This window comes from Actinotalea caeni, assembly GCF_009733795.1.
Lineage (GTDB): Bacteria > Actinomycetota > Actinomycetes > Actinomycetales > Beutenbergiaceae > Pseudactinotalea > Pseudactinotalea caeni.
On the sequence record NZ_WNXX01000027.1, the window covers coordinates 1 to 16,766 of the forward strand.

The window sequence follows — 16,766 nt, forward strand, 5'->3', positions numbered from 1 at the left end:
CGCCGAGCTGGAGGCGGCGGCCGACGTCGCCGCGCGCGGGCTGGCCCGGGCGATGCGCGAGGCGCGCGACCTGGGGCGGCGCGAGGTGGGGGTGTGCGCGGGCAACCACCGTGGCCTGCTCGCCGGCCTCACGGCCGCCGGGGCGCTGGGGCTCGACGCCGTCCTGGTGCCGCCGTCGGCGGGCCGCGAGCTGCTGACGGCCGCGTTCGCCGACCTCGACGTCGTGCTCACCGACACCGTGACCGAGGAGCTGGTGGCGAGCACCGCGCCGCACGCGCGTCGCGTCGACACGCGCGCGCGGCCGGACGGGCTCGGCGGGTCGCTGCGGTCGGTGCCACGGCCGCGCCGGGCCGGCCGGCTGCGGCTGCTGACGTCGGGAACCACCGGCACGCCGAAGACCGTCGAGCGCGGTGGCGCGGCGATCGGTCAGCTCGCCACCGTGCTCAGCCTCATGCGCGCGCTCGAGCTGCGCCGCGACGAGCCGGTCGTGCTGGCGCCGTCGGTGGCGCACGGCCACGGTCTGTCGGTGCTGACCGCCGCGCTCGTCGTCGGGGCGCCGGTGGTGATGGCGCACGGTGCCGACGGCGCCGAGCTCGTCGAGCTCGTGCACGCCCACGACGCGGGCGTGCTCGCCGTCGTCCCCGCCCAGCTGGCCGACGTGCTGCACGCGCTGGAGGACGAGGTGGCCGCGGGCGCGCCGCTGCCGGAGCTGCCGGCGCTGCGCCGCGTCGTCACCGGCTCCGCGCCACTGACCGCCGGCCTGGTCGAGCGCGCCCGGGCGCTGCTCGGCGACATCGTCGTCGACTTCTACGGCTCGAGCGAGGCCGGGACCGCCACGATCGCGCGGCCCGACGACCTGCGGACGGCGCCCGGCACCGTCGGGCGGCCCGCGGCCGGCGTGCGCGTGGAGATCGTCGACGACGGCGGCGCACCGGTCCCGGTCGGCGTCGTGGGCCAGGTGCGGATCAGCTCGCCCTGGCGGGCGGCCGAGCAGGACGCCGCGCTGCAGGTCGGCGACCTCGGTCACCTCGACGAGCAGGGTCGGCTGTTCCTCGACGGCCGTGCCGACGACCTCGTCGACGTCGGCGGGCACCTGGTCTCGACCAGCCGGGTGCGGGACTGGTTCGCGCAGCAGCCCGGGGTGCGCGACGCCGTCGTGCACGTGCTCGACCACAGCGAGCTCGGCCACGAGCTGCTGGTCGAGGTGACCGGCTCGGCCGACGTCACCGAGCTGCGCGAGCGCGCGCTCGCCGAGCTCGGCCCGGCCAGCGCGCCCCGGCTGGTCGAGCGCGACCCGCGCTGACCGACCGTCTCAGCCGCGCCGGACCAGCGCCCACTGGTAGCGGTGACCGCCGTCGTGGCCCCAGGTCTCGAAGACCTCCACGGCGCCGACACGCTCGAGCGCGGCCCGCAGCCCCGCGTCCGTGCGCCGGTCGAAGAAGCGGCCGTGCTCGTCGAAGCCCGCGAGCGCGGGCTCGTGGCCCCAGACACCGACGGCCGCGACACCGCCCGGTCGCAGCACGCGCGCGATCTCGGCGAGCGCCTGCTCGAACGCCGCCGGGTCGAGGTGCATGAGGGTGCTCATCGACCACACGGCGTCGACGCTCGCATCGGCGACCGGCAGCGCCGTCGCGCTCGCGACGCGCGCGTCCAGGCCGAGCGTCCGGCAGATCGCCACGCCCTCCGGCGACAGGTCGATCCCGAGGTAGCGGCCGCGCCCGGCCGCGAGCACGCGGCCGTCACGCCCGGCGCCGCAGCCGACCTCCAGCACGGTGTCGGCCTCGGTGAGCGCGTCCGCGAACGCCTGCACCCGCGCGGTGCGCTCCGCCCCGAGCGGCCGGTCCGCCCGCGTGCGCATCTCACCGGCGTAGTAGGCGAGCATGCGCTCGGCGACGAGCGGGTCCGCGGGGTCCATGCCGACCACCGTAGGGCCGCGGCGTGGACACGTGTGGCACGGGCTCGGTCGGCTCGGGCAGGGTAGACGCATGCGCTACGTCGTCGTGGGTGCCGGTGCGATCGGCTCGGGTGTCGGAGGGCTGCTCGCCGACGCGGGCAGCGACGTCGTGCTGGTGGCGCGGGGCGACCACCTGCGCGCCATGTCCGAGCACGGCCTCCTCGTGCGCACGCCCGACCGCGAGATCGCCTGCCGGCCCGTGGTCGCGGCCGGGCCGCAGGACGTCCGGCTCACCACCGACGACGTGCTCGTGCTGACGACGAAGACCCACCAGGCGCACGAGGCGCTGCAGACCTGGGCCGACGCGCCCGTGCACGACGACAGCGGCGCCGTCGTGGGCACCGCGGGGGAGCGGCTGCCGATCCTGACCGCGCTCAACGGCGTCGCGAGCGAGGAGATCGCGCTGCGCTGGTTCGCGCGGGTCTTCGGCGTGTGCGTGTGGATGCCCGCGGTGCTGACCGCACCCGGCGAGGTCGTGGTGCGCTCGGCTCCCGTGCACGCGGTACTGCACACCTCGCGCTACCCCGCCGTGCTCGCGGACGACCGCGACGCCGAGCTGCTGTGCGGGCTGGCGCTGGAGTGGCGGCGCGCGGGCGTCGAGGTGCCGCTGCCGGGTGACGTGATGCCGTGGAAGTACCGCAAGTTGATCGGCAACCTCGGCAACGCCGTGCAGGCGCTGCTGGGCGACGGCGCCGACGGGCAGGACGTCGCCGGCGCGGCGCGCGAGGAGGCGCTCGCGCTGTACGAGGCCGCCGGCGTCGTCATGAATTCGGCCGAGGAGGAGGCCGCGTACCGGGACGCGCTCGAGGTGCGTCCGGTGCCCGGGGCGCCCGCCGAGCTCGGCGGCTCGACGTGGCAGTCGTTGCAGCGCGGCACCGGCACGGTGGAGACCGACTACCTCAACGGCGAGATCGTCGCGCTGGCCCACCGGCTCGGTCGGACCGCGCCGGTCAACGCCGCGCTGGCCAGGCTCACGCGGCAGGCGGCGCGGCAGGGCCGGCGTCCCGGCGACATGACCGCCGACGCCCTGCGGGCCGCCGTCGGGCTCGTCGACGCCCGCGACTGACGGCGCTCGCGGTCCCTCCACGGCCCGCCGGCGGGCGCGCGGAGGCAACTCGCGGCAAGCGCCTGCCCTCACCTTCCAGTGAATCGGTTCGCGACCTAGCATGGCCGGGCGTCCGGCGCCCCGGCCGGTGCGAGCGACGACGACGACGACGGAAGGCTCCTCCGATGGCTACCTCACGACGGCAGTTCCTCACGATGGCCTCGCTGGGCGCGATGGGCGCGGGCCTCGGCCTCGCCGGGTGCAGCCGAGGTGGTGGCGGCGGCACCGGTGGCGGCGGCGGCGAGGACGGCGTCGGGCTCACCTTCACGTGGTGGGGCAACGAGGTCCGCAACGCCAACACGAGCGAGATGATCGCGGCCTACGTCGAGGCCAACCCGGGCATCACGATCGAGGAGCAGCCCGGCGAGTGGGCCAGCTACTGGGACCGGCTCGCCACCCAGACCGCCGGCAACACCGCGCCCGACGTCATCCAGATGGACATGGCCTACATCAGCGAGTACGGCCAGCGCGGCGCGCTCCTCGACCTCGCCGAGCACGGCATCGACGTCTCGGGGTTCGTCGAGGGCACCGAGGCCTCGGGCGACATCGAGGGGAAGAGCTACGGCGTCAACGCCGGCATCAACACGCCCGTGATCATGGTGCACGCCGACCTGCTCGAGGAGCTCGGCATCGAGATGCCCGACGACACGACGTGGACGTGGGACGACTGGCTCGAGCTCGCGACGTCGATCAGCGAGGCCTCGGGGGGCGACGTCATCGGCACGTCGACCTTCATCTCCAACGACTCGATGCTCAGCGGCTGGCTGCGCCAGCAGGGCAAGGAGCTGTTCGTCCCCGGCAACGAGCCCGGGTTCACGGTCGACGACATCGTCACCTGGCTCGAGTACCACCAGCAGTTCGCCGACGCCGGCGCGATCCCCAGCCCCTCGCAGATCACCGAGGACTCCTCGGTGCCGCTGGACCAGAGCATGTTCGTCACCGGCAGGACGGCGATGTCGATGTGGTGGTCGAACCAGCTCGAGGCGGTCGAGGCGGCCGCCGGCAAGGAGTTCGCGTTCCTGCGCTTCCCGAGCATCGCGGGCGACGCGCTGCAGCGGAAGGCCTGGTACAAGGCGTCGATGCTGTGGTCGGTCTCGGCCCGCACGGCGCACCCGGAGGAGTCGGTCGCGCTCATCAACTGGCTGATCAACAGCACCGAGGCGAACGAGATCCAGCTCGCCGAGCGCGGCATCCCTGCCAACAGCGAGGTCGCGTCCGTGATCGAGCCGCTGCTGTCCGACGGTCAGCAGCGGGTGCTCACCTTCATCAACGACATCGTCCCCGAGCTCGGTGAGACCCCGATCGCGCCGCCGCCCGGCGGTGGCCAGCTCAGCCCGCTGCTGCTGCGCTACGCGACCGACATGCTCTTCGGCAACATCGGCGCGCGCGAGGCCGCCGAGGGCTTCTACGACGAGCTGACCGCGGCCCTCGGAGCCTGACGCGTGAGCGCGATCTCGGAGCTGTCGAAGCTCAGCACCCGACGGGCGCTGAGCCCGGAGGACCGCGCGGCCCGCCGGAAGGAGGCGAGCCGCGACAACAAGGCCGGCTACCTGTTCCTGCTGCCGTGGCTCGTGGGGCTGTTCGCCTTCACGCTCGGGCCGATGCTGGCCTCGCTGTACCTGTCGATGACCGACTACAACCTCATCCAGACGCCGAGCTTCATCGGTCTCGACAACTACGCGCGGATGCTCGACGACGCGCGGCTGCACCAGTCGCTGCGGGTGACCTTCACCTACGTGGTCGTCGGGGTGCCGCTGCAGCTGGCGCTCGCGCTCGCGATCGCGCTGCTCCTCGACAAGGGCATGCGCGGGCTGCCGATCTACCGGTCGATCTTCTACCTGCCCTCGATGCTCGGCGGCTCGGTCGCCATCGCGCTGCTGTGGCGGCAGATCTTCGGCACCACCGGACTCGTCAACCAGGTGCTGCAGCTGTTCGGGGTGCCGGCGACGACCGGCTACGTCTCCGACCCGCAGTACGCGCTGTGGACGCTGATCCTGCTGCACGTGTGGACGTTCGGCTCGCCGATGGTGATCTTCCTGGCGGGGCTGCGGCAGATCCCGACGATGTACTACGAGGCCGCGTCGCTCGACGGCGCAGGCCGGCTGAAGAAGTTCCTCACGATCACGATGCCGCTGCTGTCGCCGATCGTGTTCTTCAACCTGGTGCTCCAGATCATCGGTGCGTTCCAGTCGTTCACCCAGGCCTACGTCGTCTCCAACGGCACCGGTGGCCCGTCCGACTCGACGCTCTTCTTCACGCTCTACCTCTACGAGCGGGGGTTCACCAACTTCCAGATGGGCTACGCGTCCGCGATGGCGTGGGTGCTGCTCGTCATCATCGCCGCCTTCACGGCGATCAACTTCTTCGCCGCCAAGTACTGGGTCTTCTACGATGACTGAGCTCGCCACCGCCCGCCCGCGCGCCGGCGCCTCGATCGCGAGGTCGCTGGCCAAGCACCTGCTGCTGATCGTCGCCTCGCTCGCGATGATCTACCCGCTGGTGTGGATGCTCGTCAGCTCCCTGCGGCCCACCGAGGTCATCTTCCGGACCCCTGGCCTGTGGCTCAACGAGCTCTACATCGAGAACTACATCGAGGGCTGGACGGCGCTCGCCCGCCCGTTCGACTGGTACATCGTCAACTCGGCGATCGTCGTCGTCGGCGCGATCGCGGGGAACCTGCTGTCCTGCTCGCTCGCGGCGTACGCGTTCGCACGGCTGAAGTTCCGGCTGCGCAACCTGTGGTTCGCGATCATGCTGATGACGATCATGCTGCCGTTCCACGTCGTCGTCGTGCCGCAGTACATCGTGTTCAACAACCTCGGCATGGTGAACACGTTCCTGCCGCTGGTGCTGCCGAAGTTCCTCGCGACCGACGCGTTCTTCGTGTTCCTCATGGTGCAGTTCATCCGCGGCATCCCGAAGGAGCTCGACGAGGCGGCCCGCATCGATGGGGCGGGGCACCTGCGCATCTTCGGCCAGGTGATGATCCCGCTGATGGTCCCGGCGCTCGCGACGACCGCGATCTTCACGTTCATCTGGACCTGGAGCGACTTCTTCACCTCGCTCATCTACCTGACGTCGCCGGACATGTACACGGTCCCGATCGCGCTGCGCTCGTTCCTCGACGCGACGTCCGGGAGCAACTGGGGCGCGATGTTCGCGATGTCGATCGTGTCGCTGGTGCCGATCTTCTTCGCGTTCCTGTTCGGCCAGAAGTACCTGGTCAAGGGGATCGCGACCACGGGCGGCAAGTAGCGCGACGTCACCGCACGCGCGACGGCGGCCCGACCCCGGTCTGCGGAGTCGGGCCGCCGTGGCCGTTGCGGCCCTCAGACCGGCAGCGGGCGCGCGGTGAGCAGCTCGTGCAGCACCGTGCCCTCCGCGTGCGGCAGGTCGACGCCGAGCAGGGCCGCGAACGTGGGTGCCTCGTCGAGCATGCTGCGCCGCCCGAGGTCGACGCCCGGCGCGATGTCCGGCCCCGTCGCGACGAAGAGCGGCTGGCCGCCGTGGCGGGGAGCGTGGCCGTGGTTGCCGAGGACGGGCGGGAAGTCGTCGTCGCCGCGCCGCACGACCGGGCGGCGGTCCCAGAGCATCCCGACGACGACGCCCGGCTCGGACTCGACGACGTAGTCGAACGGGCCGTCCAGGCCGTGGGCGCGCGCGGTCTCCTCGGCGGTCCAGATCCTCTCGATCCGGTACTCCGGGGTGGCCTCGATCTCCGCGAGCAGCGTCTCGACCTCGGCGCGGCGCCCGGGCGTGATGCCCTCGGCGAGGAACAGCTGGCCCGAGAGCCCGGCACCGAGGCAGAGCACGTCGTAGTCGAGCAGCCGCCCCGCCTCGTCGAGGCGGACGAGGCCGCGCTCGACGAAGATCGTGTTGAGGTTCGTGTGCTGCTCGGTGTCGAGGTGACCGTGGTCGGACACCAGCACGATGTTCGTCCGCCCGAGGTCGCCGGTGTCGGCGAGCGCGTCGAGGAACGTGCCCAGGGTGGCGTCGACCTCGCGCAGCGCCTGCTCGACGTGCGGGCCGTGTGCGCCGCCGGCGTGGCGGGCCGAGTCGACCTCCACGAGGTGGACGAACATGACGTCGGGTCGCTCGTGGCGCAGGATCTGCTCGGCCACGTGGTTGACGAATGCGTAGTACCGCGGCTTGCGCCCGGTGACGTCGACCAGGTGGAGGTTCGGCAGCACGTACCGCTCGAGCGACGCGGCGTTGGTCGTGCGCCGGTACTGGTCCTCGAGACCGTCGAACACCTGTGGGCTCGCGATCTCGGGCACGAGCCAGTCGACGTGCCGCTCGTTCGCCGTCACCGGCCACTGCACGGCGGCGACCGTGAGACCCGCCGCGTGCGCGGCCTCGAAGATCGTCGGGACGCGGATGGCACCCGCGTCCCAGAACCACTCCGAGGCGTCACCCCGGCCGGGCTGGAACTGCAGGTTGTTGAAGATCCCGGTCCGCGCCGGCGGGCAGCCGGTCGTCTGGGCGGTGTGGTTGGGGTAGGTGACCGAGGGGTAGACGCCCTCGATCTCGGCGACGGCGGCCTGCTCGAGGATGCGGGAGAACGCCGGCAGGGTCCGGGCGAACGGGAGGTCGTCGTGGTGCATCGCGTCGACCGACACGACGAGCAGCTTGTGGGGCACGGTGGTCTCGCTCTCTGCGGGGAGGGTGGGGTCAGGAGACGCCGAGCGCCTCGAGGTCGTCACGGTTGTCCTCGAGCACGTCCTCGAGCTCGACGCGCAGGGCGTCGATCGTCGGCTGCACCTCGACGCCGTCGCCGGTCAACGAGGCGAAGGACTTCTCCAGCGCCTGCACGCCGGCCTGGAACCACAGCGCGGGCGCGACGGTCTGGGCGTTCGCGAGCTGCTCGATCGCGACCGTGAAGTTCGGATCGGTGGCGTGGAGCTCGCGCACCTCCGGCTCGTCCCGGGCGGCCTCGACGACCGGGACGTAGCCCGAGCGGACGTGGTACCAGCCCGACATCTGCGGGGTGCCGAGGAACTTCATCAGCTCGGCGGTGGCGTCCTGCCGCTCCTTCGAGTCGGTCCGCACGAGCGAGAACCCGGAGCCGCCGGTCGGCACCAGCGGCGGCTGGTCGACCTCGCCGGGCATGAAGGCGGCCCCCAGCTCGAAGTCGACCGCCTCGGTGAGTCCACGCATCGACGCCGTCGACCCGTGCACGGCCGTGACCAGCCCGGTCTGGAAGTCGGTGTGCGGCGCCTGCGCCTGGTAGGCGTGGCCGTCGACGTGCACCCAGTCGCGGGCGAACCCCATGAGGTCGCGGACCGGGCCCTCGTCGGGCATGACGTCGAAGCCGTCGGTCCATGCACCTCCGAAGGCCCACAGCCACGACGACGCGTACCAGCCGTCGGCGGCGCTGTAGGCGAAGGTCCGCACCGGCTGCCCGGAGGAGGTGAGCGAGGCGATCTCGGGCCCGAGCTCGCGCAGCTGGGACCACGTGTACGTGGTGTCGACGGGGAGCCCGAGCTCGGTGAACGCGGTCTTGTTGTAGTAGAAGATCGGCGTCGAGCGCGCGAACGGCACGACGTACGTCTCGTCGCCGGCCCTGCCCTCGCCCACGTAGCTCTGCAGGTAGATGTCGAGGTTCCACTCGTCGGTGAAGTACGGGTCGAGGGGCGCGAGCGCGCCCGCGAAGTAGAACTGCAGCCACTGCAGCTCGGGGAAGCAGACCATGTCGGGCACCGCCTTCGCCTGCAGCGCGGCGGTGAACTGCGTGTGCAGGTCGGCGTAGCCGCCGACGGACTCGATCGCGGCGTAGATGTCGGTCTGCGAGTCGTTGAACATCGTGAACGCCTCGGCGATCACGTCGAAGAGGTGCCCGGTCCAGGGCGCCCAGAACAGGATGTTCGTGCGCCCCCGGTACTGCGAGGGGATCTCGCCGAGCGCCGCCTGCTTCATGTCGGGGCGCAGGGCCGAGCTCCCTGCTCCGCCCGCGTCGCTGCCGGCCCCGGCGGTCGGCAGCGAGCAGGAGGCGAGCGCGGCGGCGCCGGCACCGGCGCCGAGCATCGCGAGGAGGTGACGGCGGGTGAGGGTGCGGTCGTGCACGAGGAACAGCTCCTTGGTCGGTGGTGGGTGACAGAGGTGGGACGGCCCGTGGCCCGCGGCCGCTGCCGGGGACCGGTCAGCCCTTGAGGGCGCCGGAGACGATGCCGCCGACGATGCGGCGCTGGGCCAGGAAGAAGACGACGAGCATCGGCGCGGCGACGATCACGGTGCCGGCCATGACGGGGCCCCAGGAGTCGTAGCCCTCCTGGCTGCGCAGGAACATCAGCCCGATCGGCAGCGTGCGCATGTCGGCCGTGGAGGTGACGATGAGCGGCCACACGAAGTCGTTCCACTTGCCGATCCCCACGATGAGGGTGGCTGTGAGGATCATCGGGCTGCAGATCGGGCCGACGACGGAGACCATGCGACGCAGGTGGCCCGCGCCGTCGATCGACGCGGCGTCGACCAGCTCGCCGGGCACCTGCCGCATCTGCTGGTAGAGGAGGAACATCGCGAACGCGGAGCCGATGCCCGGCAGGATCAGCCCCTGGTAGGTGTTGAGCCAGCCCAGGCTCGACACCGTGATGTAGTTGACCAGCAGCGTGATGTGGCCCGGCAGCATGAGCGAGCCGACCATGACGGCGAAGACCAGCATCTTGCCGCGGAACCGCACGAACGCGACCGCGTAGGCGGAGAGCACCGCGACACCGATCTCGAGCGCGGTCCCCACGACCGTGGTGATGACCGAGTTCCGCAGGAACGCGCCGAACGGTGCCGACGTCCAGGCCTCGACGAAGTTGCCCCACTCGAGGCTGCTGGGCACCCACGTGAGCGGGAACGTGTAGATCTCGTTCTCCGGTTTCAGCGCCGAGCTGAACAGCCAGTACAGCGGCACCGCGAACACCGCGAGCACCAGCCCGAGCATCGCGTAGAGCCCGATCGTGAGGGAGCGGGGGCGCCGGCGTCCCCGGCTGCCGCGCTCGCGGGGCGAGGGCTGCGACTGTGCCGACCGTGCCGACTGTGCCGACTGTGTCGACTCTGCCGACTGTGCCGAACCTGCCGACTCTGCCGATTGTGTAGATGCCGTGCGCTCCGGTGTGGCGACCGGCCGGGTGGGGAGGAGGGTCATGAGTAGTGCACCTGCCTGTGGGCGACGCGGGTCTGCACGAGCGTGACGACGAGGAGCAGCACGAACATGACGGTCGCGGAGGCGGCCGACGTGCCGATGTCGAAGCTGACGAAGGCCTGCTCGTAGACGAGCCACGGCAGCGTCGTGCTGGAGGTGCCGGGTCCGCCGTTGGTCAGCGTCGCGATGATGTCGAAGGTCTGCGCCGCCGCGATGACGCCGGTCACCGTGAGGAAGAACGTGATCGGGCTGAGCAGCGGGATCGTCAGGTGGCGGAAGAGCGACCAGCCGCGCGCACCGTCGAGGGCTGCCGCCTCGTAGAGGTCCCGCGGCAGGTCGAGGATGGCGGCGTAGTAGATGATCGCCACGAAGCCGAGCCGCTGCCACGCGTAGGCGATCGTGATCGCCCACAACGAGAAGTCCGACGTCGTGGTCCAGCGGGGCGAGTCGGCGCCGACCATCTCGAACAGCCAGCGGCTCAACCCATAGCTCGGGTCGAAGAGGAACAGCCACAGCACACCGACCGCGGCTCCGGGCAGCATGTGCGGTGCGAACGCGAGGGTGCGGACGACGCCGCTGAGGCGCAGCCGCTGCGCCAGCAGCGCGCCGATCGCCAGCCCACCGACCATCGTGCCGAGCACGGTGACCAGCACGAAGACCGTCGTGTTCCGCAGCGCGTCGGCCAGCACCGAGCCGGGCCGCAGCAGCTCGACGTAGTTGTCGAGGCCGACGAGCACCGGTGCCGGCTGCACGAAGTCCCAGTCGGTGAGGCTGAGTACGAGGTTGTACAGGGTGGGGTAGTAGCCGAACACGACGATCGCGGCGAGGTTCGGCAGGATCAGCGCCCAGAAGAGGAGGCCCTCGCGCAGCAGCGCTCGGGTGCGGGTGGCGGACCTCCTGCGTGGTGCGGCCGGCGGGCGCGGGCGCGCACGGCGTCGGTCGGCGAGCACGGTCATCCGGTCTGGTCTCCGTGGTGGTGGGTCCTGGCGGGCGGCTGCCCGCACCACCACACAAGCGGGCCCGGGTGGCCGGACGGTGACCTGGCGGTGGCCGGTCGCGGAAGGCCTGGTGACCGCGTCGGCGTGCCCGCGAGCGGACCTGGGTACCATGTCCGGTACAGGCGTCGACCCGGCCATCACCGGTGAGCCTCCGGAAGAACGGCACCGCAGCTTCCGACCCGTGCTCGGGGCGGGACTGCGGCGCTCAGTAGAACCGGACGGGGCAGGCCCGTCACAGCCGCAGGACGAGTGGTCCCACCGCCCGAGCCACGGGCGCGCGGGGCAAGCGAGGTGGTACCGCGGGTCGCCGTCGGGCGGGTCGTCCTCGTCGAGGAAGCCGCAGCGAACCCCGCACCCCGAAGGACCACGATGGCCACGAGCCGCTACCCGCGCCACCGCGACGCCAGCCCCGCCACCCCGCCGTCGGACGAGGGCGTCGTCTCCTCGCCGCGCCTGCCCGAGCTCGAGGACAACGTCCTCGCCTACTGGAAGGCGGACGGCACCTTCCAGGCCTCGATCGACGCCCGCCCGGCGGGGGAGAACGGCTCCAACGAGTTCGTCTTCTACGACGGGCCGCCGTTCGCGAACGGCCTGCCGCACTACGGCCACCTGCTCACCGGGTACGTCAAGGACGTCGTGCCGCGGTTCCAGACGATGCTGGGCCGGCGGGTCGAGCGCCGGTTCGGGTGGGACACCCACGGCCTGCCCGCCGAGCTGGAGGCCGAGCGGCTGCTGGGCATCACCGACAAGTCCCAGATCGACGAGATGGGCATCGACGCCTTCAACAAGGAGTGCCGCGAGTCGGTGCTGCGCTACACGCGCGAGTGGGAGGACTACGTCACCCGGCAGGCGCGGTGGGTCGACTTCGAGAACGACTACAAGACGCTCGAGCCCTGGTACATGGAGTCGGTCATCTGGGCGTTCAAGCAGCTCTACGACAAGGGGCTGACGTACCAGGACTACCGGGTGCTGCCGTACTGCTGGCGCGACCAGACGCCGCTGTCCAACCACGAGCTGCGGATGGATGACGACGTCTACCAGATGCGGCAGGACCCCGCCGTCACGGTCGGTCTGCGGCTGGAGACCGGCGAGCTCGCGCTGGTGTGGACGACGACGCCCTGGACGCTGCCGAGCAACCTCGCGATCGTCGTCGGGCGCGACATCGACTACGTCGTCGTCCGCTCGGACGCGACCGGCACCACCGAGCGGTACGTCATCGCCGCGGAGCGGCTGCAGGCCTACGCGCGCGAGCTCAAGGACGAGGGCGTCGAGGACGTCGAGGAGCAGGTGGTCGAGCGGCTCACCGGCGCCGACCTCCTCGGCCGCAGCTACACGCCGCCGTTCTCCTACTACCTCGGCCACGAGAACGCGTTCCGCGTCGTCGAGGCCGACTTCGTCACGACCACCGACGGCACCGGCCTCGTCCACACCGCGGGCGCGTTCGGCGAGGACGACAAGGTCGTCACCGACCGCGAGGGCATCGAGGCGGTCATGCCGGTCGGTGCCGACGGACGCTTCACCGCGCCGGTCACCGACTACGAGGGCGACCTCGTCTTCGACGCGAACCCGAGGATCATCGCCGACCTCAAGACCGCGACCCGCGGCGAGCAGGTCGCCTCGGTGACGCCCGGCACGGTGCTGCTGCGCCACGAGACCTACGACCACTCCTACCCGCACTGCTGGCGGTGCAAGAACCCGCTGATCTACAAGGGCGTCGAGTCCTGGTTCGTGCGCGTGACCGCGTTCAAGGACCGGATGCTCGAGCTCAACCAGGAGATCACCTGGGTGCCCGAGCACATCAAGGAGGGCACCTTCGGCGCCTGGCTCGCCAACGCGCGCGACTGGTCGATCTCCCGCAACCGGTACTGGGGCACCCCGATCCCGGTGTGGGTGAGCGACGACCCCGCGTACCCGCGGACCGAGGTGTACGGCAGCGTCGCGGAGCTCGAGGAGGCGTTCGGGGTCTCGGTGCCCGACCTGCACCGCCCCTACATCGACGAGCTCGTGCGCCCGAACCCGGACGACCCGACCGGGCGGTCGATGATGCGGCGCATCCCCGACATCTTCGACGTCTGGTTCGACTCCGGGTCGATGCCGTTCGCCCAGGTGCACTACCCGTTCGAGAACGCCGACTGGTTCGAGCACCACTACCCGGGCGACTTCATCGTCGAGTACATCGGGCAGACCCGCGGCTGGTTCTACACGATGCACGTGCTCGCGACCGCGCTGTTCGACCGCCCGGCGTTCCGCACCTGCATCAGCCACGGCATCGTGCTCGGCGACGACGGCCGCAAGGCGAGCAAGTCGCTGCGCAACTACCCGGACCCGTACGAGATGTGGAACACCTACGGCTCCGACGCGGTGCGGCTGTCGCTCATGGGCTCGCCCGTGCTGCGCGGCGGCAACCTCATCGTCGCCGAGGAGTCGATCCGCGAGCAGGTGCGCGGCGTGCTGCTGCCGCTGTGGAACACCTGGTACTTCTTCTCGCTGTACGCCAACACGGTCGCCGACGGCGCGGGGTACGACGCGAGCGCGCCGGCGCCCGAGGCGGTCCCGGGTCTCGACGTGCTCGACCGTTACGTGCTGGCGAAGACCCGCGACTTCGTCGATGGCGTGCGCGCCGACCTCGAGGGCTACGACATCCCGGGTGCCGTGCAGCGGCTCAAGGACCACCTCGACGTCGTCACGAACTGGTACGTGCGCAGCTCGCGCGACCGGTTCTGGGCGGAGCGCACCGGCGCCTTCGACACCCTGCACACGGTGCTCGAGGTGACCACGCGCGCGGCCGCGCCGCTGGCGCCGCTGGTCACCGAGGAGGTGTGGCGCGGCCTCACCGGAGGCCGCTCGGTGCACCTGGCGGACTGGCCGGACCCGGAGGCGGGTGCGTCGACCGACCCGACGGCGGCCGCGCTCGTCCGCGACGACGCGCTCGTCGCCGCGATGGACACCGTCCGCGAGGTCGTGAGCACCGCGCACGCGCTGCGCAAGGCCAACAAGCTGCGGGTGCGGCAGCCGCTGCGCTCGCTGCTCGTGGCCGTCCCGGACCCCGAGGCGCTGCAGCCGTTCGCCGACCTCGTCGCCGAGGAGATCAACGTCAAGGAGGTCCGCCTCGTCGACGAGGCGCAGACCTCGGCCGCCGAGCACGGGCTCGTGACCACGCTGCAGGTCAACGCGCGCGCCGCGGGACCCCGGCTGGGGCGCGACGTGCAGCGCGTCATCCAGGCCGCCCGCGCCGGGAGCTGGCAGCAGGCCGACGACGGCACCGTGACCGTCGACGGGATCGAGCTGCAGGACGGCGAGTACGCGCTGGTGACCAAGGTCGAGGACCGGCTCGGTGACACGGTCGCCGCGGCCGTGCTGCCCGGCGGCGGGTTCGTCGTGCTCGACCTCGAGCTGGACGACGAGCTGCTCGGCGACGGGTACGCGCGCGACGTCGTGCGCCAGGTGCAGGACGCCCGCAAGGCGGCCGGTCTGCACGTGGCCGACCGCATCACGCTGCGGCTCGCGGTCCCCGCGCCGTGGGCGCAGGCGGTCGCCGACCGCGCCGCGTTCATCGGCGAGGAGACGCTCGCGGTCGACGTCGCGGTCGAGGCCTCGCCGGTCGCGACCGACGGCGACGGCGACGGCGTGGACGACCGCGCGGTCGCCGTCCAGCTCGCGAAGGTCGAGCGGTGAGCCGCAGGCGCGCGGCGGCCGACGACGCGGTCGAGCGCGAGGCGGAGGAGCTCTACCGCGAGATCCTCCGCCGCGCGCCCGAGCACCGCATCGAGCCCACGCTCGACCGGGTCGCGTCGCTCATGACGCTGCTGGGCGACCCCCAGCACAGCTTCCGCACCGTGCACGTCACCGGCACCAACGGCAAGACCTCGACGGCGCGGATGATCGAGCGCCTGATCCGGGAGACGGGCCTGCGCACCGGGCTGCTCACCTCGCCGCACCTGCACACGGTGCGCGAGCGCATGGTCATCGACGGCGAGCCGATCACGCCCGCGCGGTTCGTCGAGACCTGGCGCGACATCGAGCCGTACGTCGCGATGGTCGACGAGCGGCTGGAGGCCGAGGGGCAGAACCGGCTCAACTTCTTCGAGGTGCTGACCGCGCTCGGGTACGCGGCGTTCGCCGACGCGCCGGTCGACGTCGCGGTCGTCGAGGTCGGCATGGGCGGGGAGTGGGACTCGACCAACACGATCGACGCCGAGGTCGCGGTGTTCGCACCGATCTCCCGCGACCACGAGAGGTGGCTCGGTCACGGGCTGGACGAGATCGCGACCGTCAAGGCGGGCATCATCAAGCAGCTCGACCCGCCGCAGGTCGTCGTCACCGCCGAGCAGCCCGAGGCCGCCGCGGCCGTGATCGCCGAGCGCGCCCGGCAGCGCGGAGCGCGTCTCGTCGCCGAGGGCGTGCAGGTCGAGGTCGCGAACCGGGTGGTCGCGGTCGGTGGCCAGCTCATCGACCTGCGCGGCACCGGTGGGCTCTACACCGAGATCTTCCTGCCGCTGCACGGCGCGCACCAGGCGCACAACGCGCTGCTCGCGCTCACGGCGGTCGAGCAGCTCTTCGGGGGCGGCGCGCTCGACGGGTCCGTCGTCGAGGCTGCGTTCGCCGACGTCACCTCGCCGGGCCGGCTCGAGCTCGTCCGCAGCAGCCCGACCGTGCTGGTCGACGCCGCCCACAACCCCGGCGGCGCGGAGGCGCTGGTCGACGCGCTCGACGAGGCGTTCGCGTTCTCGCGGCTCGTCGGCGTCGTCGGCGTCATGGGTGACAAGGACGCCGAGGCGATCCTGTCCGTGCTGGAGCCGGTGCTGCCGGAGATCGTCGTCACGCAGGCGAGCATCGACCGTGCGATGCCGGCCGACGAGCTCGCGGTGATCGCGCGCGACGTCTTCGACGAGGACCGGGTGCACGTCGAGGCCTCGCTGCCCGAGGCGGTCGCGCTCGCGGCCGACCTCGCCGAGCAGGGCGACGACGACCGCATCGGGAGCGGGACCGGCGTCATCGTCGTCGGCTCGGTGATCCTCGCCGCCGAGGTGCGGGCGCTGTTCGGGCGCGACCGGCAGGACGAGACGAAGGGCTAGGGCTCGCCGAGGGTCGACAGCCAGCGGGCCAGCAGCCGCTCGAGGTCGGCCAGCTCGTCGGGCGCGAGATCGCGGGTCGCCGCGGCGTCGGCCCCGAGCACCTGCGCGGCGCTGCGCTCGACGAGCGCGTGCCCCTCGGGCGTGAGCGACACCTCGACGCTGCGGCCCGCGCCCGGGCTGCGCTGCACCAGGCCCTGCTGCTCGGCGCGCGCGACGCGCTGCGAGATCGCGCCGGCGGTCACCAGGCAGCGCCCGGCCAGCTCGCGGGTGGTGAGCGTCCACGGCTCGCCGGCGCGCCGCAGGGTGCTGAGCAGGTCGAGCGTCGCGGCGTCGAGCCCGAGCGTGTGCAGCGTGCGCTCGCGGGTGCGACGCAGCCGGCTCGCGACCGCCTTGACCAGCCACACCGCGGGGAGGGGCGCCGTCGGCACCTCCGGCAGCTCGCGTCGCCATGCCTCGGCGACCGCTCGTGCGCGCGCCAGCTCGTCCCGCTCGTCCGTCACCCGAC

13 protein-coding genes are annotated in these 16,766 nt (G+C 72.0%); 7 read left to right on the forward strand and 6 right to left on the reverse strand.

Features of this window, described 5'->3' with window-relative positions; translation table 11 throughout:
• A partial coding sequence (locus tag GPA02_RS16600) for an AMP-binding protein (RefSeq protein ID WP_156201561.1) occupies positions 1 to 1,303 on the forward strand: 1,303 nt, incomplete at its 5' end.
• Between the two features lie 9 nt (positions 1,304 to 1,312).
• Here the strand turns inward: GPA02_RS16600 and GPA02_RS16605 are convergent.
• Positions 1,313 to 1,915 carry a class I SAM-dependent methyltransferase gene (locus GPA02_RS16605; protein ID WP_162457803.1) on the reverse strand — a complete coding sequence of 201 codons (603 nt, stop codon included), beginning with the start codon at positions 1,913 to 1,915 and terminating at the stop codon, positions 1,313 to 1,315.
• A gap of 70 nt (positions 1,916 to 1,985) precedes the next feature.
• On the opposite strand from GPA02_RS16605, the gene GPA02_RS16610 reads away from it, so the two are divergent.
• The 4 genes from GPA02_RS16610 to GPA02_RS16625 all read left to right on the forward strand — a co-directional run bounded on the left by GPA02_RS16610 (position 1,986) and on the right by GPA02_RS16625 (position 6,314).
• Positions 1,986 to 3,020, forward strand: a complete 1,035-nt coding sequence (locus tag GPA02_RS16610) for a ketopantoate reductase family protein (protein WP_156201563.1) — start codon at positions 1,986 to 1,988, stop codon at positions 3,018 to 3,020.
• A gap of 164 nt (positions 3,021 to 3,184) precedes the next feature.
• Positions 3,185 to 4,498, forward strand: coding sequence for an ABC transporter substrate-binding protein (locus tag GPA02_RS16615; protein WP_156201564.1), 1,314 nt, complete (start codon positions 3,185 to 3,187; stop codon positions 4,496 to 4,498).
• Positions 4,499 to 4,501: 3 nt separating this feature from the next.
• Positions 4,502 to 5,458: a carbohydrate ABC transporter permease gene (locus GPA02_RS16620; protein WP_156201565.1), complete on the forward strand. Its 957-nt coding sequence runs from the start codon at positions 4,502 to 4,504 to the stop codon at positions 5,456 to 5,458.
• The gene (locus GPA02_RS16625) at positions 5,451 to 6,314 is read left to right on the forward strand and encodes a carbohydrate ABC transporter permease (RefSeq protein WP_156201566.1); all 864 of its coding nucleotides are present in this window, start codon (positions 5,451 to 5,453) and stop codon (positions 6,312 to 6,314) included. The genes GPA02_RS16620 and GPA02_RS16625 overlap by 8 nt, the downstream gene beginning before the upstream one ends.
• A gap of 74 nt (positions 6,315 to 6,388) precedes the next feature.
• Here GPA02_RS16625 and GPA02_RS16630 read toward each other — a convergent pair whose 3' ends face one another.
• The 4 genes from GPA02_RS16630 to GPA02_RS16645 all read right to left on the reverse strand — a co-directional run bounded on the left by GPA02_RS16630 (position 6,389) and on the right by GPA02_RS16645 (position 11,144).
• The gene (locus GPA02_RS16630; protein ID WP_156201567.1) at positions 6,389 to 7,699 is read right to left on the reverse strand and encodes an alkaline phosphatase family protein; all 1,311 of its coding nucleotides are present in this window, start codon (positions 7,697 to 7,699) and stop codon (positions 6,389 to 6,391) included.
• A 31-nt stretch (positions 7,700 to 7,730) separates the two neighbouring features.
• On the reverse strand, positions 7,731 to 9,122 hold the full coding sequence (locus tag GPA02_RS16635; protein WP_240134105.1) for an extracellular solute-binding protein: 1,392 nt from the start codon (positions 9,120 to 9,122) through the stop codon (positions 7,731 to 7,733).
• Positions 9,123 to 9,198: 76 nt separating this feature from the next.
• Positions 9,199 to 9,987: a carbohydrate ABC transporter permease gene (locus GPA02_RS16640; RefSeq protein WP_156201568.1), complete on the reverse strand. Its 789-nt coding sequence runs from the start codon at positions 9,985 to 9,987 to the stop codon at positions 9,199 to 9,201.
• Between the two features lie 200 nt (positions 9,988 to 10,187).
• Complete coding sequence (locus GPA02_RS16645; RefSeq protein ID WP_156201569.1) at positions 10,188 to 11,144, reverse strand: carbohydrate ABC transporter permease; 957 nt, start codon at positions 11,142 to 11,144, stop codon at positions 10,188 to 10,190.
• Between the two features lie 411 nt (positions 11,145 to 11,555).
• On the opposite strand from GPA02_RS16645, the gene ileS reads away from it, so the two are divergent.
• The gene (gene ileS / locus GPA02_RS16650; RefSeq protein WP_156201570.1) at positions 11,556 to 14,861 is read left to right on the forward strand and encodes an isoleucine--tRNA ligase; all 3,306 of its coding nucleotides are present in this window, start codon (positions 11,556 to 11,558) and stop codon (positions 14,859 to 14,861) included.
• On the forward strand, positions 14,858 to 16,261 hold the full coding sequence (locus GPA02_RS16655) for a bifunctional folylpolyglutamate synthase/dihydrofolate synthase (RefSeq protein WP_156201571.1): 1,404 nt from the start codon (positions 14,858 to 14,860) through the stop codon (positions 16,259 to 16,261). The genes ileS and GPA02_RS16655 overlap by 4 nt, the downstream gene beginning before the upstream one ends.
• Here the strand turns inward: GPA02_RS16655 and GPA02_RS16660 are convergent.
• Positions 16,258 to 16,761: a MarR family winged helix-turn-helix transcriptional regulator gene (locus GPA02_RS16660; RefSeq protein WP_156201572.1), complete on the reverse strand. Its 504-nt coding sequence runs from the start codon at positions 16,759 to 16,761 to the stop codon at positions 16,258 to 16,260. The genes GPA02_RS16655 and GPA02_RS16660 overlap by 4 nt on opposite strands.
• Positions 16,762 to 16,766: the final 5 nt, after the last annotated feature.

Excerpts from the sequence above, each read along its gene's own strand:
- GPA02_RS16605 (WP_162457803.1), bottom strand. The coding sequence starts at position 1,915 with ATGGACCCCGCGGACCCGCTCGTCGCCGAGCGCATGCTCGCCTACTAC.
- GPA02_RS16610 (WP_156201563.1), top strand. The coding sequence starts at position 1,986 with ATGCGCTACGTCGTCGTGGGTGCCGGTGCGATCGGCTCGGGTGTCGGA.
- GPA02_RS16615 (WP_156201564.1), top strand. The coding sequence starts at position 3,185 with ATGGCTACCTCACGACGGCAGTTCCTCACGATGGCCTCGCTGGGCGCG.
- GPA02_RS16625 (WP_156201566.1), top strand. The coding sequence starts at position 5,451 with ATGACTGAGCTCGCCACCGCCCGCCCGCGCGCCGGCGCCTCGATCGCG.
- GPA02_RS16640 (WP_156201568.1), bottom strand. The coding sequence starts at position 9,987 with ATGCTCGGGCTGGTGCTCGCGGTGTTCGCGGTGCCGCTGTACTGGCTG.
- GPA02_RS16645 (WP_156201569.1), bottom strand. The coding sequence starts at position 11,144 with ATGACCGTGCTCGCCGACCGACGCCGTGCGCGCCCGCGCCCGCCGGCC.
- ileS (WP_156201570.1), top strand. The coding sequence starts at position 11,556 with ATGGCCACGAGCCGCTACCCGCGCCACCGCGACGCCAGCCCCGCCACC.